Source organism: Pseudomonas reidholzensis (assembly GCF_900536025.1).
Lineage (GTDB): Bacteria > Pseudomonadota > Gammaproteobacteria > Pseudomonadales > Pseudomonadaceae > Aquipseudomonas > Aquipseudomonas reidholzensis.
The window spans coordinates 135,876-159,237 of sequence record NZ_UNOZ01000028.1; the positions used below are offsets into that span (position 1 = coordinate 135,876).

Annotated in this window: 18 protein-coding genes; 10 read left to right on the top strand and 8 right to left on the bottom strand. The window is 64.5% G+C overall.

The window, feature by feature from the left end; all coding sequences use genetic code 11:
* Window positions 1–13: 13 nt before the first annotated feature.
* Complete coding sequence (locus tag CCOS865_RS18335; RefSeq protein ID WP_119143417.1) at window positions 14–799, bottom strand: transporter substrate-binding domain-containing protein; 786 nt, start codon at window positions 797–799, stop codon at window positions 14–16.
* Window positions 800–1,064: 265 nt separating this feature from the next.
* On the opposite strand from CCOS865_RS18335, the gene CCOS865_RS18340 reads away from it, so the two are divergent.
* Together CCOS865_RS18340 and CCOS865_RS18345 are read left to right on the top strand one after the other, a co-directional pair.
* Window positions 1,065–1,757 carry a FadR/GntR family transcriptional regulator gene (locus tag CCOS865_RS18340; protein WP_119143419.1) on the top strand — a complete coding sequence of 231 codons (693 nt, stop codon included), beginning with the start codon at window positions 1,065–1,067 and terminating at the stop codon, window positions 1,755–1,757.
* Between the two features lie 281 nt (window positions 1,758–2,038).
* Complete coding sequence (locus CCOS865_RS18345) at window positions 2,039–3,364, top strand: MFS transporter (protein ID WP_119143421.1); 1,326 nt, start codon at window positions 2,039–2,041, stop codon at window positions 3,362–3,364.
* A gap of 35 nt (window positions 3,365–3,399) precedes the next feature.
* On the opposite strand, the gene CCOS865_RS18350 is transcribed toward CCOS865_RS18345, so the two are convergent.
* The 3 genes from CCOS865_RS18350 to CCOS865_RS18360 are packed head-to-tail and all read right to left on the bottom strand — an operon-like array spanning window position 3,400 to window position 9,031.
* Window positions 3,400–6,525 (bottom strand): CusA/CzcA family heavy metal efflux RND transporter, encoded by a 3,126-nt coding sequence (locus tag CCOS865_RS18350; protein WP_119143423.1) that lies wholly within the window; start codon window positions 6,523–6,525, stop codon window positions 3,400–3,402.
* 15 nt (window positions 6,526–6,540) lie between these two features.
* Window positions 6,541–7,764, bottom strand: a complete 1,224-nt coding sequence (locus CCOS865_RS18355; RefSeq protein ID WP_119143425.1) for an efflux RND transporter periplasmic adaptor subunit — start codon at window positions 7,762–7,764, stop codon at window positions 6,541–6,543.
* Between the two features lie 58 nt (window positions 7,765–7,822).
* Window positions 7,823–9,031 (bottom strand): TolC family protein, encoded by a 1,209-nt coding sequence (locus CCOS865_RS18360; RefSeq protein ID WP_119143427.1) that lies wholly within the window; start codon window positions 9,029–9,031, stop codon window positions 7,823–7,825.
* Window positions 9,032–9,284: 253 nt separating this feature from the next.
* On the opposite strand from CCOS865_RS18360, the gene aroQ reads away from it, so the two are divergent.
* On the top strand, window positions 9,285–9,734 hold the full coding sequence (aroQ, locus tag CCOS865_RS18365) for a type II 3-dehydroquinate dehydratase (RefSeq protein WP_119143429.1): 450 nt from the start codon (window positions 9,285–9,287) through the stop codon (window positions 9,732–9,734).
* Window positions 9,731–10,576 (top strand): shikimate dehydrogenase, encoded by an 846-nt coding sequence (locus CCOS865_RS18370; protein WP_119143431.1) that lies wholly within the window; start codon window positions 9,731–9,733, stop codon window positions 10,574–10,576. Before aroQ ends, CCOS865_RS18370 begins: the two co-directional genes overlap by 4 nt.
* A gap of 62 nt (window positions 10,577–10,638) precedes the next feature.
* Here the strand turns inward: CCOS865_RS18370 and CCOS865_RS18375 are convergent, their stop codons facing one another.
* Window positions 10,639–10,914, bottom strand: coding sequence for a DUF2790 domain-containing protein (locus CCOS865_RS18375; RefSeq protein ID WP_119143432.1), 276 nt, complete (start codon window positions 10,912–10,914; stop codon window positions 10,639–10,641).
* A 218-nt stretch (window positions 10,915–11,132) separates the two neighbouring features.
* Here CCOS865_RS18375 and CCOS865_RS18380 point away from each other — a divergent pair, with 218 nt between their 5' ends.
* The 3 genes from CCOS865_RS18380 to CCOS865_RS18390 all read left to right on the top strand — a co-directional run bounded on the left by CCOS865_RS18380 (window position 11,133) and on the right by CCOS865_RS18390 (window position 14,380).
* Entirely contained in the window at window positions 11,133–11,873 is a 741-nt protein-coding gene (locus tag CCOS865_RS18380) for a response regulator (RefSeq protein WP_119143435.1), read from the top strand.
* A complete protein-coding gene (locus CCOS865_RS18385) occupies window positions 11,870–13,156 on the top strand; it encodes a sensor histidine kinase (RefSeq protein ID WP_119143437.1) in 1,287 nt (428 codons plus the stop codon). The genes CCOS865_RS18380 and CCOS865_RS18385 overlap by 4 nt, the downstream gene beginning before the upstream one ends.
* Window positions 13,157–13,354: 198 nt before the next feature.
* Window positions 13,355–14,380: an IS110 family RNA-guided transposase gene (locus CCOS865_RS18390; RefSeq protein WP_119139278.1), complete on the top strand. Its 1,026-nt coding sequence runs from the start codon at window positions 13,355–13,357 to the stop codon at window positions 14,378–14,380.
* A 526-nt stretch (window positions 14,381–14,906) separates the two neighbouring features.
* Here the strand turns inward: CCOS865_RS18390 and CCOS865_RS18395 are convergent.
* The 3 genes from CCOS865_RS18395 to CCOS865_RS18405 all read right to left on the bottom strand — a co-directional run bounded on the left by CCOS865_RS18395 (window position 14,907) and on the right by CCOS865_RS18405 (window position 18,787).
* Window positions 14,907–15,929: an IS110 family RNA-guided transposase gene (locus tag CCOS865_RS18395; protein ID WP_119143439.1), complete on the bottom strand. Its 1,023-nt coding sequence runs from the start codon at window positions 15,927–15,929 to the stop codon at window positions 14,907–14,909.
* Between the two features lie 874 nt (window positions 15,930–16,803).
* The gene (locus CCOS865_RS18400) at window positions 16,804–18,276 is read right to left on the bottom strand and encodes an inorganic phosphate transporter (protein ID WP_119143441.1); all 1,473 of its coding nucleotides are present in this window, start codon (window positions 18,274–18,276) and stop codon (window positions 16,804–16,806) included.
* Window positions 18,277–18,586: 310 nt separating this feature from the next.
* On the bottom strand, window positions 18,587–18,787 hold the full coding sequence (locus tag CCOS865_RS18405) for a hypothetical protein (RefSeq protein WP_119143443.1): 201 nt from the start codon (window positions 18,785–18,787) through the stop codon (window positions 18,587–18,589).
* Between the two features lie 560 nt (window positions 18,788–19,347).
* Between CCOS865_RS18405 and pcaR the strand changes: the two genes are divergently transcribed.
* The 3 genes from pcaR to pcaF all read left to right on the top strand — a co-directional run bounded on the left by pcaR (window position 19,348) and on the right by pcaF (window position 23,285).
* Complete coding sequence (gene pcaR / locus CCOS865_RS18410; RefSeq protein WP_119143445.1) at window positions 19,348–20,217, top strand: pca regulon transcriptional regulator PcaR; 870 nt, start codon at window positions 19,348–19,350, stop codon at window positions 20,215–20,217.
* Window positions 20,218–20,538: 321 nt separating this feature from the next.
* Window positions 20,539–21,885, top strand: a complete 1,347-nt coding sequence (gene pcaK, locus CCOS865_RS18415; protein ID WP_119143447.1) for a 4-hydroxybenzoate transporter PcaK — start codon at window positions 20,539–20,541, stop codon at window positions 21,883–21,885.
* Between the two features lie 194 nt (window positions 21,886–22,079).
* Window positions 22,080–23,285 (top strand): 3-oxoadipyl-CoA thiolase, encoded by a 1,206-nt coding sequence (gene pcaF, locus CCOS865_RS18420; protein ID WP_208644551.1) that lies wholly within the window; start codon window positions 22,080–22,082, stop codon window positions 23,283–23,285.
* Window positions 23,286–23,362: the final 77 nt, after the last annotated feature.

Genomic DNA, 23,362 nt, shown 5'->3' on the forward strand with positions numbered 1-23,362 from the left:
CTCCAGGCGCTGGTCAAAGGTCGGCCGGGAGTGGCTGCTTGAGCCATTTCTCGGCGTTGCGGTTGAGGCTGCCATCGGCCTTGGCCGCTTCCAGGGTGGCGTTGACCTTGTCCAGCAGCGCCGGCTCCTGCTTGGCCAGGCCGACGTAGACCGGCGAGTCCTTGAGCTTGACCTTCATCACCGGCACCTTGGCCGGGTTCTTCTCGGCGATGGCAGCCATCACCACGCTGCCACTGGCGATCAGCTCGACCTGGCCGGCGAGGTAGGCGGCGATGGTCGAGTTGTTGTCTTCGAAGCGCTTGATGGTCGCCCCCTTGGGCGCCACGGCAGACAGCTCCATGTCTTCGATCGAGCCGCGGGTGACGCTGATGGTCTTGCCGGCGATGGCCTCGATGCCGTCGATGTTCGCATCGGCCGGGCCGAACACGGCCAGGTAGAACGGCGCGTACGGCCGCGAGAAGTCGATGACGGCCGCGCGCTCGGGGTTCTTGCCGAGGCTGGAGATCACCAGGTCGACCTTGCCGGTGGTGAGGAACGGGATGCGGTTGGTGCTGTTGACCGGCGTCAGCGCCAGCTTGACCCCGAGCTTGTCGGCCAGCAGCTGCGCGGTGTCGATGTCCAGGCCGCGTGGCTTGAGGTCGGGGCCGACCGAACCGAACGGCGGGAAATCCTGTGGCACGGCCACTTTCAACACGCCACGGGCGCTGATGTCGGCCAGGGCATCAGCCTGGGCCTGAGGCAGGCTCAGGGCCGTACCGCAGAACAGGGTGGCCAGGAACAGCGAGCGGAATTTAGTCATGCACGAGCCTCGTGGGAGTGTGAGTCATCAGTGCCGATTGCCAGTGCACGGGGCATGCCAGAATGCCCCGGATGCGCTTGCAGGCCCTCTGCCACAAGGTCTTACTGGTCTGAACAGTTGCCTGCGGGTTTGATGGGCTGGAGCCGCCAGCGCCCCGCATTCGTGCAATCAATGATGGGCCTGCGCCAGCACGGGGCAAGGCTTGCCAGCTCGGCGCTTTGCCCGTAAAAGGATCGGACAACGCCCTCTGACCGGTCTGAACTGCATGCTCGACACCCTGCCCCGCGCCGTCCCGGAAATTGCCCTGCAGGCGATCCGCAAACTGATCGAGGACGGCGGCTATGTGCCCGGCGACGCCCTGCCCTCACAGCGCGACCTGGCCGAGCAGCTCGGCGTCAGCCGGGCCTCCCTGCGCGAGGCGCTGTCGTCGTTGAGTGCGCTGGGGCTGGTCAGCGTGCAGCCGGGCAAGGGCGTGTTCGTCCAGGCCCCTGTGGCAGCGGCGCCAGTGGGTTTCAGCTGGCCGTATGCCGAGCAGGTGTCTGCGGTCGACACCTTCCAGCTGCGCTATGTGCTGGAGGGCTTTGCCGCCGGGCAGGCGGCGCTGAACCTGACCGCCGATGACCTCGATCGCCTCGCCGCGAACGTCGAGGCGATGCGCCATGAGTTGCGCGCGGGCAACTTCGAGGCGGCGGCGCGGCTGGATTTCGCCTTTCACCAGGACTTGCTTCAGGCCAGTGGCAACCGGGCCATGCTGCACGTGATCACGGCCAGCCAGGATATTTTCCTCGAGAGCCAGAAGCTGCCGTTCATTCGCCCCGAGCGCGCGATGGAGACCTGGCAGGAGCACAACAAGATCCTGCGGGCCCTGGGCCGGCGCTCGCAGCTGGGGGCGCAACGGGCGATGCAGGAGCACATTCGCAATGCGGCGTCGCGCACGGGCGTGGTGTTTTCCGTCTAGTTGATAGCATTTGCCAGCACCGGCCCTTTCGCGGGGCAAGCCCGCTCCCACAGGGTCCTCGCAAATCTCCAGAACAGCGAAATTCCTGTGGGAGCGGGCTTGCCCCGCGAAGAGGCCGGTACTGCCACAACACATCCCGATGGTTGAAACAGGTATCCCGATGTCGCCCACGAGGATGCGCGGCGTACCCCCGGTCGGTCTACTGGAAGCACAACAACGATGACGCGGCCCGACCGCGGCACTTCCTCCCAGGCTGCCAATGGAAATCGGAGCGTCTGCGCATGTCCACACCCCATGAGGTATCCCCCGCCACCCTGCGCCGGGTGATCGCGGCCTCGGCCATCGGCAATTTCGTCGAATGGTTCGACTTTGCCGTGTATGGTTTTCTCGCCACCTTGATCGCCAGCCAGTTCTTCGCCAGTTCAGACCCCAGCGCCGGCCTGCTCAAGACCTTTGCCGTGTTCGCCGTGGCCTTCGCCCTGCGACCGCTCGGCGGGATCGTGTTCGGCGCGCTGGGTGACCGCCTCGGGCGCAAGCGCATCCTGTCGATGACCATCTTGCTGATGGCTGGCTCCACCACCTTGATCGGCCTGCTGCCGACCTATGCCAGTATTGGCCTGGCGGCACCGATCCTGCTGACCCTGGCGCGCTGCCTGCAGGGCTTCTCGGCCGGCGGTGAATACGCCGGTGCCTGCGCCTACCTGATGGAGCATGCACCTCAGGACAAACGCGCCTTCTATGGCAGCTTCGTGCCGGTCTCGACCTTTTCTGCGTTCGCGTGCGCGGCGGTGATCGCCTACGGCCTCGAAGCCAGCCTGAGCGCAGACGCGATGAACAGCTGGGGCTGGCGTGTGCCGTTCCTGATCGCCGCACCGCTGGGCCTGGTCGGGCTCTACCTGCGCTGGCGGATGGAAGAAACCCCGGCCTTCCGCGCGGCCTTGGCCGAGGGCAAGGAGCACGCCCATTCGCCGCTCAAGGAGACCCTGCGCAACCATGGCCGGGCGATCCGCAACCTGGGCGCGTTCATCTCGCTGACGGCGTTGTCGTTCTATATGTTCACCACCTACTTCGCCACCTACCTGCAGATGGTCGGCAACCTGACCCGCGCCCAGTCGTTGCTGGTTACCACCGTGGCGCTGCTGTTCGCGGCGGCCGGTTGCCCGCTGGCCGGGGCGCTGTCCGACCGTATCGGGCGGCGCCGGACCATCGGCTTTACCTGCCTGTGGGTGATGGTGGCGGTGTTCCCGACGTATTGGCTGGCCAGTTCGGGGTCGATGTCGGGGGCGTTGCTCGGGGTGATCCTGCTGGCGGTTGGCGCGCTGGCCAGTGGCGTGGTCACCGCCGCGCTGCTGTCGGAAAGCTTCCCGACCCGGACCCGTTACACCGCGTCGGCGATTACCTACAACGTCGCGTATACGTTGTTTGGCGGCACCGCGCCGCTGGTCGCGACCTGGCTCATCGGGCAGACCGGCAGCAGCCTGGCCCCGGCGTTCTACCTGGTGGTGATTGCCCTGGTGGCGTTGATCGGCGGACTGGCGCTGCCGGAGACGTCACGGATTTCGTTGCATGAAGAAGGGCCGGCTGGGCAGCCAAGCCCGGTGCTTTGATCCAATAAACTGGGGCTGCGTTGCAGCCCCATGCGCTATTCCTCGCGACGATGCGCCCACTGATACAGCGCCGGCAAGACCAGCAAGGTCAGTACGGTCGACGACAGGATCCCGCCGATCACCACCGTCGCCAGTGGCCGCTGCACCTCGGCCCCGGTACCGGTGGCCAGCGCCATCGGGATGAACCCCAGCGACGCCACCAGGGCGGTCATCAACACTGGCCGCAGCCGAGTCAAGGCGCCCTCTTCGATCGCCATCGATAACGGCCGCCCTTCCTCGCGCAGGTTGCGAATGAAGGCGATCATCACCAGGCCGTTGAGCACCGCCACCCCGGACAAGGCGATAAACCCGACCCCCGCCGAGATCGACAACGGGATATCACGCAGCCACAGCGCCAGCACACCCCCGGTCAGGGCGAACGGGATGCCGGTGAACACCAGCAAACCGTCCTTGAGGTTGTTGAACATCATCAGCAACAAGGCCATCACCAGCAGCAGCGCCACCGGCACCACCACCTGCAGGCGCTGCGCCGCCGATTGCAGCTGCTCGAACTGGCCGCCCCAGCGGGTCCAATAGCCCGCTGGCACCTGCACCTTGTCGATCAGGGCCTGCTCGGCGTCTGCCACGAACGAGCCCAGGTCACGCCCCCGTACGTTGGCGCTGACCACCACCACCCGCTTGCCATCCTCGCGGCTGATCTGGTTCGGCCCCAGTGCCAGGTTCAGGCTGGCCACCTGCGACAGGGTGATAAAGCCGATCTGCCCTGCGGCACTCGCCGGTACCGGAATCAACAGGCCGTGCAAGCCCTCGACGTCAGTGCGCATCGCCTCGGGCAAGCGCACCACCATGTCGAAACGGCGGTCGCCTTCATACAGCGTACCGGCCGTGCGCCCACCCACGGCGATGGCAATCGCGTCCTGCACATCGCCGACGTTCAAGCCATGCCGGGCGGCCTTGTCGCGGTCGATATCGATGGTCAGTACCGGCAATCCGGTGGTTTGTTCGGTCTTCACCTCGGAGGCACCCGGCACCTGCTGCAAGGTCGCGGCGATCTGCGCGGCGGTGCGGTTGAGGGTGTCCATGTCATCGCCGAAGACTTTCACCGCGACATCGCTGCGCACCCCGGAGATCAACTCGTTGAAGCGCAACTGGATCGGCTGGGACATTTCATAGTTGCTGCCCGGCACGCCCGCGGCGGCGCGCTGCACTTCGCTGATCAATGCGTCACGCGGCTTGTCGGGGTCGGCCCACTGCTCACGCGGCTTGAGCATGACGTAGGCGTCGGAGATGTTCGGCGGCATCGGATCGGAGGCGATTTCGGCGGTGCCGGTGCGGGCGAACACCCGCTCGACCTCCGGTACCTGGGCGATGATCGCCTGCTCCAGGCGCTGCTGCATCTGCACCGACTCACTGAGGCTGGTGCCTGGCACGCGCAAGGCCTGCAGGGCGAAGTCGCCCTCGCTGAGGCTGGGGATGAACTCGCTGCCCATGCGGCTGGCCATCACCCCCGACAACAGCACCAGCGCGGCGGCGCCGGCAAAGGCCAGCTTGCGCCTGCCCAGCACCCAGCTCAGCACCGGGGCATAGCGCCGGCGCGCGCTGCGCATCAGCACGCCCTCTTCTTCCTTGACCTTGCCGGTGACGAACAAGGCGATTGCCGCCGGCACGAAGGTGACCGAGAGGATCATCGCGCCGAGCAACGCCAGCACCACGGTAAAGGCCATCGGGTGGAACATCTTGCCCTCGACCCCGGTCAGGGCAAAGATCGGCAGGTACACCACCATGATGATCAGTTGGCCGAAGATCAGCGGCCGCCGGGCCTCGCGGGCGGCGGCGAAGACCTCGTGGAAGCGCTCGCTGCGGCTCAGCATCCGCCCATGGCGCTGCTGGGCATGGGCCAGGCGGCGAATGGCGTTTTCGACGATCACCACCGCGCCATCTACGATGATGCCGAAGTCCAGGGCACCCAGGCTCATCAGGTTGGCGCTGACCTTGTTGCTGTACATGCCGGTAAAGGTGAACAGCATCGACAAAGGAATGACCATGGCGGTAATCAGCGCGGCGCGGATGTTGCCCAGGAACAGGAACAGTACGGCAATCACCAGGATCGCCCCTTCGACCAGGTTCTGCTTGACCGTGGCAATGGCCTTTTCGACCAGGTTGGTGCGGTCGTAGACGGTGACCGCATGCACGCCCTTGGGCAGGTTGCGGTTGATTTCGACCAGCTTGGCGGCGACTGCCTGGGACACCGTGCGGCTGTTCTCGCCGATCAGCATGAACACCGTGCCGAGCACCACTTCGCGGCCGTTTTCAGTGGCGGCGCCGGAGCGCAGTTCCTGGCCCAAGCCAACCTCGGCGACGTCCCTGACGCGGATCGGCGTGCCTGCGGCGCTGACGATCACCACGTTGGCGATGTCGTCGAGCGCGGCCACCTGGCCCGGTGCGCGGATCAGCAACTGCTCGCCGTTGCGCTCGATGTAGCCCGCGCCGACGTTGGCGTTGTTGCGCTCGAGGGCGCCGACCAGGTCAGTGAGGGTCAGCTTGTAGGCGGCCAGGCGCTTGAGGTCCGGGGCGATCAGGTACTGCTTGGCGTGACCGCCGATGCTGTTGACCTCGGCCACGCCGGGCACGTTGCGCAACTGTGGCTTGATGATCCAGTCCTGGATCACCCGCAGGTCAGTGGCGTCATAGGCGCTGCCATCGTCCTTGCGCGCACCGTCCTCGGCTTCGACCGTCCACAGGAAGATCTCGCCCAGGCCGGTGGAAATCGGCCCCATGACCGCCTCGATGCCCTCGGGCAGCTGTGCGCGGGCCACCTGCAGGCGCTCGTTGACCAGTTGCCGGGCAAAGAACAGGTCGCTGCCGTCGGCGAAAATCACCGTCACCTGCGACAAGCCCGAGCGCGACATCGAGCGGGTCTGCTTGAGCCCGGGCAGCCCAGCCATGGCCGTCTCGATGGCAAAGGTGATGCGCTGCTCGGTTTCCAACGGCGAATAGCCCGGCGCGGCGGTGTTGATCTGCACTTGCACGTTGGTGATGTCGGGCACGGCGTCGATCGGCAGCTGCCGGTAGCTGTGGATGCCAACGGCGGCCATCAGCAGCACCGCGAGCATGACTACAAGGCGTTGCTCGATGGCGAATTGGATGATGCGTTCAAACATGGAGGCGTCCCCGGATCAGTGGCTGTGCTCGGCAGAACCCTTGCCGAGCTCGGACTTGAGGACAAAGCTGCCCGCGGCAGCGACCTGGCTGCCGGCGCTCAGGCCCTGGATGATTTCGACCTGGCCGGCGTCGCGCCGGCCGGTTTGTACCGGGCGCGCTTCGAAGCCCTCGGCGGTGCGGGCGAAGACCACGGTTTGCCCCTCCCAGGTCTGCAGGGCGCTGTCGGGCACCACCACGGCGGCGTCGAAGCGTGCCACGCTGACCGCGATGTCGACGAACAAGCCCGGGCGCCAGGCGCCGTTGGGGTTGCTCAGGCTGGCGCGCACGGTGGCGGCGCGGTTCTGCTCGCCGAGCAGGCTGCCGACGTAGTTGACCTGGCCCTCGACCTGCACGCCGAGGTCTGGCGCACTGACGGTGACGCTGCGGCCATGGGTGACCTTGCCCAGGTCACGCGGGGCCACCGCGAAGGTGGCCCAGACCCGGCTCAGGTCGGACAGGGTAAAGGCATTGCTGGTCTCGTCGACGACTTCGCCGAGGCTCAGGTGCTTTTCCACCACCACGGCATCGAACGGCGCGCGCAGCTCGTAGCGGTTGCCGGCACCTGCCGGGGCGACCGCAGCGACCTTCTGCCGGGCATTGGCCAGGGCGATTTCGGCCTCTTGCAGGGCTTGGCGCGCTTGCTGGAAGTCCTGCTCGGCGCTGATGCGCTCCTGCCACAGTTGCTGTTCGCGCCCGAAGGTCAGCCGGGCCAGTTCGAGGCGGCGCTGGGCGGCTTGCTGCTCGCTGCGCAGCTCGGAGATCTGCTGGCTGGCGATCACCGCCAGGACCTGACCGCGCTTGACCGTCTGGCCGAGATTGGCGTGGACCGACTCGACCACCCCGGGCACCCGCGGCACGACGTGGGCGGTGCGGTCCTCGTCGAAGCGGATTTCGCCAGGGAAGCTGATCGAGGTGCCCAGCGACTGCGGGCCGGCGTTGGCCAGCTGAATGCCTGCGGCGACTATTTGCTCGGCGGACAGGTGCAGTTGGCCTTCTTCCTCGTGAGCGTCGGCTTGCGGCGCATGGCCGTGGCCGTCTTGCGCTTCGTGGGCATGGCCCTGCTCGCCATGGTCGGCGTGTTCGGCGTGTTCGGCCTGGGTGGCAGTGGCCGGGCTGAGGGTGCCGGTCCAGGCCAGGCCTGCCACGCCCAGTACCGCGACCGTGGCCGCCAGGAGGGCGATCTTGCGTGAAGTGTTCATGGTTACTCCCAAGAAATCATTGCGTTCGGTTGGGGCCACTCGGCGGCCCTACAGGGCGTCACGGATTCGCCTGCGGCATGAGCTCGCCATAGATCCGCTCGACCTGCGCCCGCGCATCGGTGGCCGAGGCCAATGCCTCGAGGTACGCGCCGCGGGCATCGATCAGCGTGCGCTGGGCGTCGAGCACGTCGACAAAGGCGAACTTGCCCATTTCAAAGCCACGGGTCGCGGTGTCCACCGCCTGCTGGGCCGAAGGCAGGATGGCCTGGTCGTAGGCCTGCACCTCCTGCATCGCCGTGGCCCACTGACTGACCGCGCTGCGGGTGTCGCTGCGCAAGCGCAGCTCGACCCCGTTGCGCAGGTCGCGGGCCTGGTCGGCGCGGCGCGCGGCGGCCAGCACATTGCCCTGGTTGCGGTCGAACAACGGCAGCGGCATCGACAACCCGACCACGTTGACCCGCTCGCGGTCTTCACGGCTGTACTGGCTGCCGAGGCTGACGGTGAGGTTGGGGATACGCTGGGCCTGTTGCGCGCCGAGCGCCGCGTCGCCCTGGCTGATCTGCGCCTGTGCCAGGCGCCACTCGGGGGTTTGCTCGAGCTTGCCGAGCAAGGCCTCGGCCTGCGGCGCGGGGCCCGGCGAAAGGCTCGCGGCGTCGAGCCGGTCGAAACCGGCCTGGGGGCTGCCGGTCAACCGCGCCAGGGCGTGGTAGGCCACCACTCGGTCCGATTCGGCACGCCGCCGCTGGGCCTTGGCCTGGGCCAGCTGGACCTCGGCGCGAGTGGCCTCGACGGGCGACGACTGGCCCGCCTTGACCCGCCCGTCGACCACCCGCAGGCCACGTTCGGTCAAGGCTTGCGATTGCTCCGCGAGTGCCAGCGCCGCGTCTGCGTGCAGGGCGGCGTGAAAGGCCTGGACCACCTCGGCGCGCAAGCTGTTGCGGTGCTGTTCAAGGGTTAGTTGGGCGAGCGCCTGGCCGGCGCTGGCCAGCTCGATCCGCGCGCCGCGCTGGCCGCCCAGCTCCAGCGGCTGGCTGAGGGTGACCGTGGTGGTGCTGGTGTTGCGCCGGGTGTCTTCGACCTCCCAGGACAGCTCCGGGTTGGGCAGCAGCCCGGCCTGGCGGCGCTCGCCTTCGGCAATGCCGATTTCTCGGCCGGCGGCGGCCAGTTCGGGGTTTTGCCCGAACGCGGCGTCGAGCGCCTGCGCCAGGCTCAGGCGCTGGGCCTGCACGCCGGGCGCGGCGAGTAGGCTGAGCAGCAGGCAGAGCATGGCGCTCTTGGGGGGGATGGCACGATGGCGCGGCACGTTACAGGTCCTCGTCGGCTGGCTTGGCCGGGGGACTGTAGAAAGGCGCGGTTATCCGGGGGGTGGCGGCAACATTACAATCCTGTAATGCCTGGCGATCAGGCGGATCAAGTTCGGTAATCGCACATTTTCATCAACATGAGGCCCAAGTTAATTGACGAATTAACCAGATAGTACAAAGATCGGCGTAACCAACAACAACAAAGCGATCCCTGCCATGACGCCCCGAATCCTCGTGCTCAACGGCCCTAATCTGAACATGCTCGGTACCCGCGAGCCGGAACAATACGGCCGCGAAACCCTTGCCGACGTTGCCAACGGCTGCGCTGAAACCGCCCGCGAACTGGGCCTGGAACTCGAATTCCGCCAAACCAACCATGAAGGTGAGCTGATCGACTGGATCCACGCTGCGCGCGGCCGCTGCGCCGGTATCCTGATCAACCCCGGTGCCTGGACCCACACCTCGGTGGCCATTCGCGACGCCCTGGTGGCCTGCGAACTGCCGGTCATCGAAGTGCACCTGTCCAACGTGCACAAGCGCGAACCGTTCCGCCATATCTCGTTCGTCTCGTCGATTGCCGTCGGCGTGATCTGCGGCCTCGGCAGCCACGGCTATCGCCTGGGCCTGGCCCACTTCGGGCAACTGCTCGGGGAGCGCAAGGCATGAGCCAAGGTATCCTCGCCGGCCTGATCGGCCGTGGCATCCAGGCCTCGCGCACGCCAGCCCTGCACGAACGCGAAGGCGACGCGCAGTCGCTGCGCTACCTCTACCGGCTGATCGACGCCGACCAGCTGGGCCTTGACGACAGCGCCCTGCCCGGCCTGCTCGACGCGGCTCAGCGCACCGGCTTCACCGGGCTGAACATCACCTACCCGTTCAAGCAGTCGATCCTGCCGCTGCTCGACGAACTGTCGGACGAAGCGCGCGGTATCGGCGCCGTCAACACCGTGGTGCTCAAGGACGGCAAGCGCGTCGGCCACAACACCGACTGCCTGGGTTTCGCCGAAGGTTTCCGCCGCGGCCTGGGTGATGTCGCGCGCCGTCAGGTGGTGCAGATGGGCGCCGGGGGTGCGGGTGCCGCCGTGGCCCACGCGCTGCTCGGTGAAGGCGTCGAACAGTTGGTGCTGTTCGAGGTCGATGCGGCCCGTGGCCAGGCGCTGGTCGACAACCTCAATGGCCACTTCGGCGCCGGTCGGGCCGTGCTCGGCAGCGACCTGGCCAGCGTACTGGCCGAGGCCGACGGCTTGGTCAATACCACCCCCGTGGGGATGGCCAAGCTGCCCGGTACCCCCCTGCCGGTAGAGCTGCTGCATGCCCGCCTGTGGGTCGCCGAGATCATCTACTTCCCGCTCGAGACCGCCTTGCTGCGCCACGCCCGTGCACTGGGCTGCCGCACCCTGGACGGCGGCAACATGGCCGTGTTCCAGGCGGTCAAAGCCTTCGAGCTGTTCAGTGGGCAAACGGCGGACGCCGGGCGGATGCAAGCCCACTTCGCCAGCTTTCCCTGACCTCGAAGCGAGCCGGCAGCAGGCCTTGTCGCGACGCCAACGCGCCGCGATGAGGCCGCCGATCAGTTGTCATGGCAACCGTCGGTGGCGTAACTGCGGTACGCCACGCTCTGCGGCTGGCCGTGCGAGTCGAGGTAATCCATCCGTGCGTTGACCACGCCGCAGGCAGTGGTTTGGTCATCGCTCACCGACAGCACTTTTTTCACGTCCAGCTTATCGCCATAGCGGTATTGCATCACGCTGCTGTCGGCCATCGGCATGCTGCTGGCCTGGGCGGCAAGCGCGCCGAAGCCGAGCAGGGCAAACAGGCTGGCGCTGGCGAAGGTCTTGAAGGTCATGGCGTCTCTCCGGTGCGGGGTTTGCGTAGGGAGCAGGTTGTCTCCCCGGTCACAGCCATTTCACCCCCGCCAGGTATCTGCCGTGTGTCCGCAGCCGCCCGCTGTGCCTCCTGCTGTATCCATCCCGCCAGCAGATACACTGCAATACAAAGCCCTACAGGCAAGCGCGGGGACGCTCGGTACACTGCGGCCACGCTCACCGAGACAGGACACACACGATGGAACACGTCGATCACATCCTGATCGTCGACGACGACCGCGAAATTCGCGAGCTGGTCGGCAATTACCTGAAAAAGAATGGCCTGCGCACGAGCATCGTCGCCGACGGCCGACAGATGCGCGCCTTTCTCGAGGCGAACACGGTCGACCTGATCGTCCTCGACATCATGATGCCCGGCGACGACGGCCTGCTGCTGTGCCGCGAGCTGCGCGCGGGCAAGCAGCGCAACACGCCGGTGCTGATGCTCACCGCCCGCAACGACGAAACCGACCGCATCATCGGCCTCGAGATGGGCGCCGACGACTACCTGACCAAGCCGTTCTCGGCCCGTGAGCTGCTGGCCCGGATCAACGCTGTGCTGCGCCGTACGCGGATGCTGCCGCCCAACCTGACCCTCAGTGAGGGCAGCCGCCTGCTGGCCTTCGGCCCATGGCGGCTGGACACCACCGCGCGCCACCTGCTCGACACGCACGGCACCCTGGTCGCGCTCAGCGGCGCCGAGTACCGGCTGCTGCGGGTATTCCTCGATCACCCGCAGCGGGTGCTCAGCCGCGAGCAACTGCTCAACCTCACCCAGGGCCGCGAAGCGGACATCTTCGACCGCTCCATCGACCTGCTGGTCAGCCGCCTGCGCCAGCGTCTGGGTGACGATGCCCGCGAGCCGACCTGCATCAAGACCGTGCGCAGCGAGGGCTATGTCTTCTCGCTGCCGGTGCAGTTGCTCGAGTCGCCGGCATGAAGTGGCCGCGCACCCTCGCCTCGCGCCTGGCGCTGATCTTCTTCACCGGGCTGGTGCTGGCCTACGGCCTGTCGTTTGGCCTGCAGGCGTACGAGCGCTATATCAGCAGCCGCTCGATGATGCTCAGCAACCTCGAGCTGGACGTGGCCACCTCGGTGGCCATTCTCGATCGCCTGCCGGCCGCCGAACGCGCCGCCTGGCTGCCACGGCTGGAGCGGCGCCTCTATCGCTACCGCCTCGACGCCGGCCTGCCCGGCCAGGCCATGCCCAGCGAGAACCCGCCGATGGCGGCTGAGTCGATCGTCAAGGCGATCGGCCAGGACTACCCGCTGACCTTTCTCGAGATCCCCGGCCCGAACGCTCACTTCCAGGTGCACCTGCGCCTGGCCGACGGCGCCCCGCTGACCCTCGATGTCACCCCCGCGTCGATGCCTGTGGCCAGCTGGCTGCCGGTGGTGCTGCTGATCCAGTTGCTGGTACTGCTGCTGTGTACCTGGCTCGCGGTGCGCGTGGCGATCAGCCCGCTGACCCGCCTGGTGCAGGCGCTGGACGACCTCGACCCGAACAGCCCCGGCCCCGCGCTGGACGAACGCGGGCCCCGCGAAGTGCGCTATGCCGCAGTCGCGTTCAACGCCCTGCAAGCGCGCATCGCGGCCTACCTCAAGGAGCGCATGCAACTGCTGGCGGCCATCTCGCATGACCTGCAAACGCCCATCACGCGGATGAAGCTGCGCGTCGAGGTGATGGACGACAGCGTGGAAAAAGACAAGCTGTGGAGCGACCTGAGCGCCATGGAGCACCTGGTGCGCGAGGGCGTGGCCTATGCCCGCAGCATGGACGGCGGCACCGAGGCGCCGTGCCGGGTCGACCTCGATGCATTGCTCGACAGCGTGGTGTTCGACTACCAGGACAGCGGCGCGCAGGTCGAGCGGCTGGGCAGTACCCAGGCCATCCTGCAGATCCGCCCGCACGCCTTGCGCCGGGTGCTGGTCAACTTGCTCGACAACGCCTTGAAGTTTGCCGGCGCGGCGCAGCTGGAGGTCAGCCAGCACGGGGCGAGCACGGTGATTCGCGTGCTCGATGACGGCCCGGGTATTGCGCCCGAAGAGCTGGCGGAGGTGCTCAAGCCGTTCTACCGGGTCGAAGGCTCACGCAACCGCAGCACCGGCGGCACCGGGCTGGGCCTGGCGATTGCCGAGCAGCTGACCCTGGCCATGGGCGGCACGCTGACCCTGAGCAACCGCGAAGGGGGCGGGCTGTGCGCGCAGGTCGAGTTACGCTGAGAACCTGCCGCCGCGTCGCGATACATTTTGCGTGTGTTCGGTGTAGATGCGTTGGGCGTTGGGGGGCTTATCCGTTACCTGTTGTGGCGCTAATGGCCCCTTCCGCCCTTACGGCGGGTCACTTAATGAGATGGTCACCCCGGCACTCTGCGCAGGCTAGGCTTGCGCAGGGTGTTTTTATCTCCGGAGATCATCACCATGAGCGAAGTGGCATTAGTCGGCATCGACATCGGCAAGCACACCTTCCACCTGCATGCTCAGGATAGGTCCGGCCGGGAAGTGCTACGCAAGAAGTGCTCACGACAGCAATTAATGCGCTTTTTCTCCAACCATCCGGTATGCACCGTGGTGATGGAAGCCTGCGCTGGAGCGCATTACCTGGCGCGTGAACTGAAAGCTGCGGGGCACGATGCCAAGCTGATTTCCCCTCAGTTCGTGCGACCTTTCGTCAAAAGTAACAAGAACGATTTTGTCGACGCTCAAGCGATCTGCGAAGCCGCTTCTCGGCCAACGATGCGTTTCGTCGCGGCCAAGACTGTGGAGCAGCAGACGCTTTCAGTCTCACACCGGATTCGTGAATCGCTGATCCGCGACCGCACCAAGACGGTGAACCAGATGCATGGATTCTTGCTCGAGTTCGGCATCAGCCTGCCGACCGGGCTGGCAGTCGTCAAACGGCTAGCCTCGATCCTTGAGGAACACGACCTGCCTGTGCGCCTCATCGCTTTGCTGCAGCGCCAGCACGACCATTTCGTCTATCTGGAAGAGCAAATCAAGGTGTTGGACAAGGAGCTGGAAAGCCAGCTGGCTGACGATGATCTCGGAAGCCGTTTGTTGAGCATCCCGTGTGTTGGCCCGATCACCGCCAGCCTGCTGGCCGTACAGATGGGCGACGGTCAGCAATACAGCTGTAGTCGGGATTTTGCGGCATCCGTCGGTTTGGTACCCAAACAGTTCAGTACCGGCGGCAAGCCCAACCTGCTAGGAATCAGCAAGCGCGGCGACAAGAATCTACGGCGCTTGTTGGTGCAATGCGCCCGGGTGTACATGCTGCGCCTGGAGCACCAAAAAGGTCCCTTGGCCGAATGGGTGAGGTCGCTGTCAATGCGGCGACACTCCAATGTGGTGGCCTGTGCGTTGGCCAACAAACTCGCACGTATCGCGTGGGCAATCACCACTCGGCACACGCAATATGAAGCGGAGCCAGACGTCACCAACGCCTGACCCCGCAGTACAGCACCGTTTTGCAAGTGTTTTACCACCAGGTTTTGCGATAGCTGACAACAGATGAAATAAACGGCCGATCGGCCTGACGGTGATCCTGGAAGAAAATTTGGCTCACAGAAGCCGCTCACTTTTTTAGGATCGTCAGGTGCGAATACTCATCGTGGCGCGGGATTAGAGCCCAATAGACGCCGGATAGATTTAAGCAAGCCACCCATTTCATCCGTTAATCAGTATTGCAAAAAATGGGGTGACCATAGATTTTTTCTTGGAAAAAAGTAACCAAATGTATGGTCAGCCCACCTTCTGCAACTCCGAAAAGACGGGCGGTAAATCAGGCTTGCTCTAATGTATCCGGGCACTGATAGGCGGTGCAGCTGCCTGGCCCCTGATGAATAGTCGCTCCTGTCTGTCCTTACCAAACCGACAGCTTCGAAAGCTCTTTTGGTTACCAGGTTTTCAGTCAGGATTTGGGCTGATTATCGTCATCATCTCGTCGTCGCAAAAGCTGGTAGTGATCGGGTTGTCACACAGGTTCAAGCGTTGAGTAGCTACCGCCGCGAGCTAGTACCGCCCAGATAATTCTGGCGATTTTGTTCGCCAGGGCGCAGGCGACCTTATTAGGGTGTTTACGCGTCAGCAGATCTCTCACCCACGCGCCCAGAGGGTCCTTGCGCTTGCCGATTCGTATCATCATGGCTCGCGCGCCCTGTAGCAGTAACGTTCGTATGTGCTTGTCACCGCGCTTACTGATGCCAAGCAAGTTGTTCCTGCCTCCGGTCGAGTACTGCCTGGGCACAAGACCTAGGGATGCGGCGAAATCACGGCCACAATGAAAACTCGAAGCGTCGCCGACATCGGCCACCAGCGCGCTAGCGGTGATGGGGCCGATGCCGGGGATGCTCAACAGTCGGGTCCCAACATCACTCGCCGCTAGCTCCTCGCGCAGGTGCATTTCGAGGGTTTTGATCTCTGCACTCAACCGCTGGATGTCTTTAAGCAAGTATTCAATGACGATCTTGAAGCGAACCGGTAGGTCAGTCGCCGGGTCATCCAAGTACTCATGAGCGTGTGCGATGGCTGCTTTCGTAGGTGCCAGACTGATGCCGAACTCCAGGAGAAATCCATGAATACGGTTGATCGCCTGAGTTCGCTGGTGAACCAATGCTTCCCGCAGTCGGTGCTCAGTTGACAGTACTTGCTGCTCAACTGTCTTGATCGTTACGTATCGGGTTCTGGGGCGGGAAGCTGCTTCGCAGATTGCTTCTGCGTCAATGAAGTCATTCTTGTTGCCCGACACATAGGGCTTCACATGCTGGGGAGCGATGAGCCTTACCGTATGACCGAATGAAGCTAGTTTTCGGGCCAAGCAGTGCGAGCCGCCGCAAGACTCCATGGCAATCGTGCAGGCCGGGAGCTTAGCTGCGAACTCCAGTAGTCGGCTTCGATTGAATTGCTTTTGCAGAGTCCGATGGCCGCTCCTATCATGGCCAATGAGGTGATGCCTATTTTTGCCTTGGTCGATCCCCAAGAGCGAAACAGTGTTCATGGCAGATCCTCGTCGTTAAGAGGGGCACCCGGTAAGTCTAGACTTTCCGGGTGTCCCGCTGCGGGCTGACCATGTCATTAAACCGCTTGCTCCTGCATCCGGCCCTTCGCTGCGCTACGGGTTCCCTCACTCCGGCCTTGCTCCCGCGAGGACCGGGCTGTACGGGCCTTCCTGGCCCGCAGCCCTTGCCGGCCTTCCTGGCCGTCACCTCGCTTCGCAAGACCTCCGTTCGGCCTCCTGAAGTCGCAGTAGATCAAGATCACAAGCCAGATCAAGGGCCAGATCAAGATCAAGGGCCAGGGCAACGGCTGGCGAATCGCTGCGCTCTCGCTAATTTATAAGGGCGGTACAGCGCGGCAGCGCCAGAATGTGCATTGGCAGTTCCGGCCTCTTCGCGGGTAAACCCGCTCCCACAGGTTCTCTGCTGACCGTAAGGCCGCTGCGGTCCCTGTGGGAGCGGGTTTACCCGCGAAGAGGCCAAGCTATCCACCACCATTGCCACTATCGAAGATAACGCCAGCCCAGGCACCACCCCTAACTTGGCGACCTCAGGAGGCCGAACGGAGGTCTTGCGGAGCGGGGTGACGGCCAGGAAGGCCGGCAAGGGCTGCGGGCCAGGAAGGCCCGTACAGCCCGGTCCACGCGGGAGCAAGACCGGAGTGAGGGAACCCGCAGCGCAGCGGAGGGCCGTATGTGGGAGCCAGCGGTTTTTGGTTACTTTTTTCCAAGAAAAAAAGTGACCCGCCGTAAGGGCGGAAGGGGCCATAAGCGCCACCCCATCGAACGGATAAGCCCACAATCTGCAAGCCCAAGCCCAAGCCCAAAACGAAAAAAAGCGCCCGAAGGCGCTTTTTTCAGATCAAGGCAAAGCGTCTCAGCTGATCGCCTTGGTCGCCAGCCAGAACAGCCCCGCTGCCAACCCCATGGTCGCCGGCAGGGTCAACACCCAGGCCAGCAGGATGGTCTTGACGGTGCCGCCTTGCAGGCCACTCTTGTTGGCAACCATGGTACCGGCCACGCCCGAAGACAACACATGGGTGGTCGATACCGGCAGGCTGAACACGTTGGCCATGCCGATCGCACACGCCGCAGTGATCTGCGCCGACATGCCCTGCGCATAGGTCATGCCCTGCTTGCCGATCTTCTCGCCAACGGTCAGCACCACACGCTTCCAGCCCACCATCGTGCCCAGGCCCAAGGCCAGGGCAACAGCGACGATCACCCAGAACGGGGCGTACTCGGTGGTCGCGGTCAGGTCTTTGCGCAGTTTTTCCAGGTCAGCCTTTTCACGCGGCTCCAGGCCCGGCAGCTTGCCGACCTTTTTCGCCGTGTCGTCCAGGCAGAGCAGGTAACGACGTACTTCAACACGCTTCTCCGAGTCGAGCGCGCGGTAGTCGGTCACACCCTGGAGCGAGGTCTGCAGGGCTGCGATGGTCGGCTCGGTCTGCTGCGGGTTGCAACTGAACTGCTCCGGCAGATCACCCGCGGCGGCCTTGCCCAGCGCCAGGTATTCACCCAGGGTCGCGGCATTGCGCTCGTAGAACTGGCTCAGGTGCAGGGTCGCGTCGCGGGTCCGCTCGATCTGGTAGGTGGTGCTGTTCAGGTCGAGGACGAACTTGGCCGGGACGATACCGATCAACACCAGCATGATCAGGCCGATGCCTTTCTGGCCATCGTTGGAGCCGTGCACGAAGCTCACGCCCATGGCCGAGATGACCAGCACCAGACGGTTCCAGAACGGCGGGTGCTTCTTGTCGTCGAGCTTGCGGCGTTGCTCCGGGGTCTTGTGCATCTTCGACAGCGGACGCCACCACTTCAGGCCCAGCAGCACCAGCGCGGCAACGGCAAAGCCGGCCATCGGCGAGAGCACCAGCGACATGCCGATGTCGATCGCCTTCTGCCAGTTGACGCCGTCACCCAGCGGAATGTCGCTGATCAGCGCATTGGCCAGACCCACGCCGAGGATCGAACCGATCAGCGTGTGCGAACTCGAGGCGGGGATACCGAAGTACCAGGTGCCCAGGTTCCAGGTGATGGCCGCAGCCAGCAGCGAGAAGACCATGGCCAGGCCGTGACCGGTGTTCACGTTGATCAGCAGTTCGACCGGGAGCAGGTGGACGATGGCGTAAGCCACGCCGACGCCGCCGAGCAGAACCCCGAGGAAGTTGAACACGCCGGAGAAGAACACGGCGAGGTGCGGCGGCATGGCTTTGGTATAGATGACGGTGGCTACCGCGTTAGCGGTGTCATGAAAGCCATTGATGAACTCGAATGCGAGCACGAAGGTCAGTGCGAGCACCAAGCTCACCACTACCCAGGCATCCAGTCCGCTGAATAAATCGATCATGAAGGTTTTCTGGCGGTCGTAGGGGGGCCGGATTATGCCAGAAAAGCGTGGCAGTCGATGCACCCCTGACAGACCGATGGCGCCCCAAAGTGCCGCACACGCAGCCGTCAAGGGGCGGCATCGAGCAGGCTAAATGCCGATAAAAATCGCTAATTGCTGCAATTGTTCGCGAATGCTCGCGAATTATCAGGCTGGGGCGCTATTCAAACGTTTGTATGAAATTTGTGTAATTCCATTTCACGCAGGCGTTCCGCGCGACGTCTCGACCACGCTCGCCTGGCGCTGGAGAGACCGGCCAGGCGCAACGGCTTCAGGATTCGTCGGTGCGCAGATCCTTTTCCATCTTTTCCAGCTCCTGGGCGAACACCTGGTCCTGGACCGTTGCACGTTTGCGCCACGGTTTGCGTTCCGGTTCGGGTTGCGCCGCATAGGTGGTGACTTCACCGCCGTAAACATCCTTGTAACGTTCAGCCTGGCGCTCGAGTTCTGCGCGCAGTTCATCTTTCGTCACAGTAGTACCTGAATAGTTTGAGAGTTGGCCCTGGCCTCGGCATGCGAAGTTGAGCATGCGGCTACGCAACCAGAGCGAATTCGCTGTCGCAGCAACAGTATCCAAAGGTGCGATGGCACGGGGTCAAACGGCTGCGCCGCAGTGCCTTGCACCGGGCTGGGAGCGTGTGACAGGGGAGGCTAGTTGCAACCACCGTCGAAGTATCGATCACGCCCAGCTGAGTCGATTATAGCAATCGCTCACGCATTGATCATCGCGCTTTATGGGTAACTGACACAAGTCCGGAAAGTTATCCAAGTAACAAGTGATTACGCCATCGCCGCTGTCAGAAGTTTGAGCGGGTGTTGCGCAGAAAGTTCGGGGGCGGCGGGGGAATGTAAAACGGCCTCGCGGTGACGAGGCCGTGCCTGGGGATTTCTTCGGTGGGTACCTGACCAGTCTCTCCAAAGAAGCCACATGTGGCATGAGAAAGGTATAAGCAAAAGTGTCAGCGGTCAATTGCGATTATCGGCCGTTCGTTCGATAATCGCACGAACGACGGATTTTTTTAGAGGTCTGCCATGAGCGACGAAAACCTGCCCAAGGATGCTCCGAACCCCGAACGGGCCACGTCCCCTGCGATGGCGCCGCCGATCGTGGCTTCGCCGGCCAAGCGCATCCAGGCGTTTACCGGCGATCCGGATTTCATGACCTCGCTGGCCCGAGGCCTCGCGGTGATCCAGGCGTTCCAGGAGCGCAAGCGCCACCTGACCATCGCCCAGATCAGCCACCGTACCGAGATCCCCCGGGCGGCGGTGCGCCGTTGCCTGCATACGTTGATGAAGCTTGGCTATGCCACCACCAACGGGCGTACCTATTCGTTGCTGCCCAAGGTGCTGACACTGGGCCACGCCTACCTGTCGTCGACGCCGCTGGCGATGTCGGCGCAGCCCTACCTGGACCGCATCAGCGACCAATTGCACGAGGCCGCCAACATGGCCACCCTCGAGGGTGACGACATTCTTTATATAGCCCGCTCGGCGACGGTCGAGCGGCTTATTTCGGTCGACCTGTCGGTGGGCGGCCGGCTGCCGGCCTATTGCACCTCGATGGGGCGCATCCTGCTGGCGGCGCTGGATGACGCCAGCCTGCGCGAGTACCTCGAACGTGCCGACCTGAAGGCCCGTACCAGCAGGACCCTGAATGACCCGGAGTCGCTGTTCGCCTGCATCCAGCAGGTGCGCGCGCAGGGCTGGTGCGTGGTCGATCAGGAGCTGGAGCAGGGCCTGCGGTCGATTGCGGTGCCGATCTATGACGCTTCGGGGCAGGTACTGGCGGCGCTCAATGTCAGTACCCATGTCGGCCGGGTGACCCGCAGCGAGCTGGAGCAGCGCTTCCTGCCGATCCTGTTGGCCTCCAGCCGGGACCTGTGTACCCAGTTGTTTGGTTAAGCCCGCGACAGGGCAATGATTGTAGTGCACCGTACAGGTGAGCTACATCTACTGTTCGATAAACGCACAATGTCGCTCTGGCTGAATTGCACACTCAGCGCCCGCTGATTAATGTCTCTCGCAACGGTCGGCTTAAGCCGACCGAACAAGAACAACATGCGAGAGGCATCACCCATGACCACTGTCCTTTCTGTGCTGCGGCCGCACCCGCACGCAGTACCGTTGTATCCAGGCTGACGCTCGGCCGTTTTTCCGATCCTCGCTACCTGCGCAACCCCTTGCGCCAGGGTCCTGCCTGCGCCGATTTTCTGGATTACAACCATGAACAAACCACAAACCACCGTCGGGAACTGCCTCGACGTCCAGTCGTTCATCAATGAGCAGCCGCTTTCGCGCTTTCAATGGCGGGTAGTGATCCTGTGCTTCCTGATTGTCTTCCTCGATGGCCTGGACACCGCCGCGATGGGCTTCATCGCCCCGGCGCTGTCCCAGGAATGGGGTATCGACCGCGCCAGCCTCGGCCCGGTGATGAGCGCCGCGCTGATCGGCATGGTCTTCGGCGCCCTTGGCTCCGGCCCCCTGGCCGACCGCTTCGGTCGTAGAGGCGTGCTGATTGGCGCGGTCCTGGTGTTCGGCGGCTTCAGCCTGGCCTCGGCCTACGCGACCAATGTCGACCAACTGCTGATCCTGCGCTTCCTCACTGGCCTGGGCCTGGGTGCCGGCATGCCCAATGCCACCACCTTGCTGTCCGAGTACACCCCAGAGCGGCTCAAGTCGCTGTTGGTGACCAGCATGTTCTGCGGCTTCAACCTCGGCATGGCCGGCGGGGGCTTCATCTCCGCGAAGATGATCCCGGCGTACGGCTGGCACAGCCTGCTGGTGGTCGGCGGGGTGCTGCCGCTGCTGCTGGCCGTGGTATTGCTGGTGTGGCTGCCGGAGTCGGCGCGCTTCCTGGTGGTGCGCAACCGCGGCACCGACAAGGTGCGCAAGACACTGTTGCCGATTGCGCCCGCCGTGGTCGCCCAGGCGTCCAGTTTCAGCGTTCCTGAACAGAAGGTCGTGTCCAAGCGCAACGTCTTTGCAGTGATCTTCTCGGGTACCTACGGCCTGGGCACCGTGCTGCTGTGGCTGACCTACTTCATGGGCCTGGTGATCGTTTATCTGCTGACCAGCTGGCTGCCGACGCTGATGCGTGACAGCGGCGCGAGCATGGAGGAGGCCGCGTTCATCGGTGCGCTGTTCCAGTTCGGCGGCGTGCTCAGCGCGGTGTTCGTGGGCTGGGCGATGGACCGGTTCAACCCGCACAAGGTCATCGGCATCTTCTACCTGCTGGCCGGGGTGTTTGCCTACGCAGTCGGCCAGAGCCTGGGCAACATCACCTTGCTGGCGACCCTGGTGCTGATCGCCGGCATGTGCGTCAACGGTGCGCAGTCGGCCATGCCGTCGCTGGCGGCCCGCTTCTACCCGACCCAAGGGCGCGCCACGGGCGTGTCGTGGATGCTCGGTATCGGCCGCTTCGGGGCGATTCTCGGTGCCTGGAGTGGCGCCACCCTGCTGGGCCTGGGCTGGAGCTTCGAGCAGGTGCTGACGGCGCTGCTGGTGCCGGCTGCCCTGGCGGCCGTGGGCGTGATCATCAAAGGCCTGGTCAGCCACGCCGACGCAACCTGACCGCCATTCGGGCGCGGGTAAAACCGCGCCTCGAAGACGCGTGTGGCGATGGATAGCACAACAACAAGTTGTTCGATAATCGCACCAATAGTCGATTATCGGATTGTGCGCGACCCGCCCGCGTCCTTAATCTGAGCCCCATCCGACCTCGAGCAGCGCACCGCTGCCGCCCACGGCCAGAAACCAGGAGAAGCCTGATGCGTGACGTATTCATCTGCGACGCTATTCGTACCCCGATCGGCCGCTTCGGCGGCGCCCTTGCCAGCGTACGCGCCGACGACCTGGCGGCTGTGCCGCTCAAGGCGCTGATCGAGCGTAACCCGTCGGTGCAGTGGGACCAGGTCGACGAAGTGTTCTTCGGCTGCGCCAACCAGGCCGGCGAAGACAACCGCAACGTCGCGCGCATGGCCTTGCTGCTGGCCGGCCTGCCGGAGAGCATCCCCGGCGTGACCCTCAACCGCCTGTGCGCCTCCGGCATGGACGCCATCGGCACGGCGTTCCGGGCGATCGCCAGCGGCGAGATGGAGCTGGCGATCGCCGGCGGCGTCGAGTCGATGTCGCGTGCGCCGTTCGTCATGGGCAAGGCCGAGAGCGGCTACTCGCGCAACATGAAGCTCGAGGACACGACCATCGGCTGGCGCTTCGTCAACCCGTTGATGAAGAGCCAGTACGGCGTCGACTCGATGCCCGAGACCGCCGACAACGTCGCCGACGACTACCAGGTATCGCGTGCCGACCAGGACGCCTTTGCCCTGCGCAGCCAGCAGAAGGCCGCGGCGGCCCAGGCAGCCGGTTTCTTCGCTGAAGAGATCGTGCCGGTCCGCATCGCCCACAAGAAGGGCGAAACCGTGGTCGAGCACGACGAGCACCTGCGTGCGGACACCACCCTGGAAGCGCTGACCCGTCTCAAGCCGGTCAACGGCGCGGACAAGACCGTTACCGCCGGCAACGCCTCGGGCGTCAACGACGGTGCCGCCGCGCTGATCCTGGCGTCGGCCGAAGCCGTCAAGAAGCACGGCCTGACCCCGCGTGCACGGGTGCTGGGCATGGCCAGCGGCGGCGTCGCCCCACGGGTCATGGGCATCGGCCCGGTACCGGCGGTGCGCAAGCTGACCGAGCGCCTGGGCGTTGCGGTAGCCGATTTCGACGTCATCGAGCTCAACGAAGCCTTTGCCAGCCAAGGCCTGGCGGTGCTGCGCGAGCTGGGTGTGGCCGACGATGCGCCACAGGTCAACCCGAATGGCGGGGCGATCGCCCTCGGCCACCCGCTGGGCATGAGCGGCGCGCGGCTGGTCCTGACGGCGCTTCACCAGTTGGAGAAGAGCGGTGGGCGTAAAGGCCTGGCGACCATGTGCGTGGGTGTTGGCCAAGGGCTGGCACTGGCCATCGAGCGGGTCTGATCCACTGCTTTGAGCAGGTCTGGCCTTATCGCGGGCAAGCCCGCTCCTACAGGGTCCACGAAAATCCTGTGGGGGCG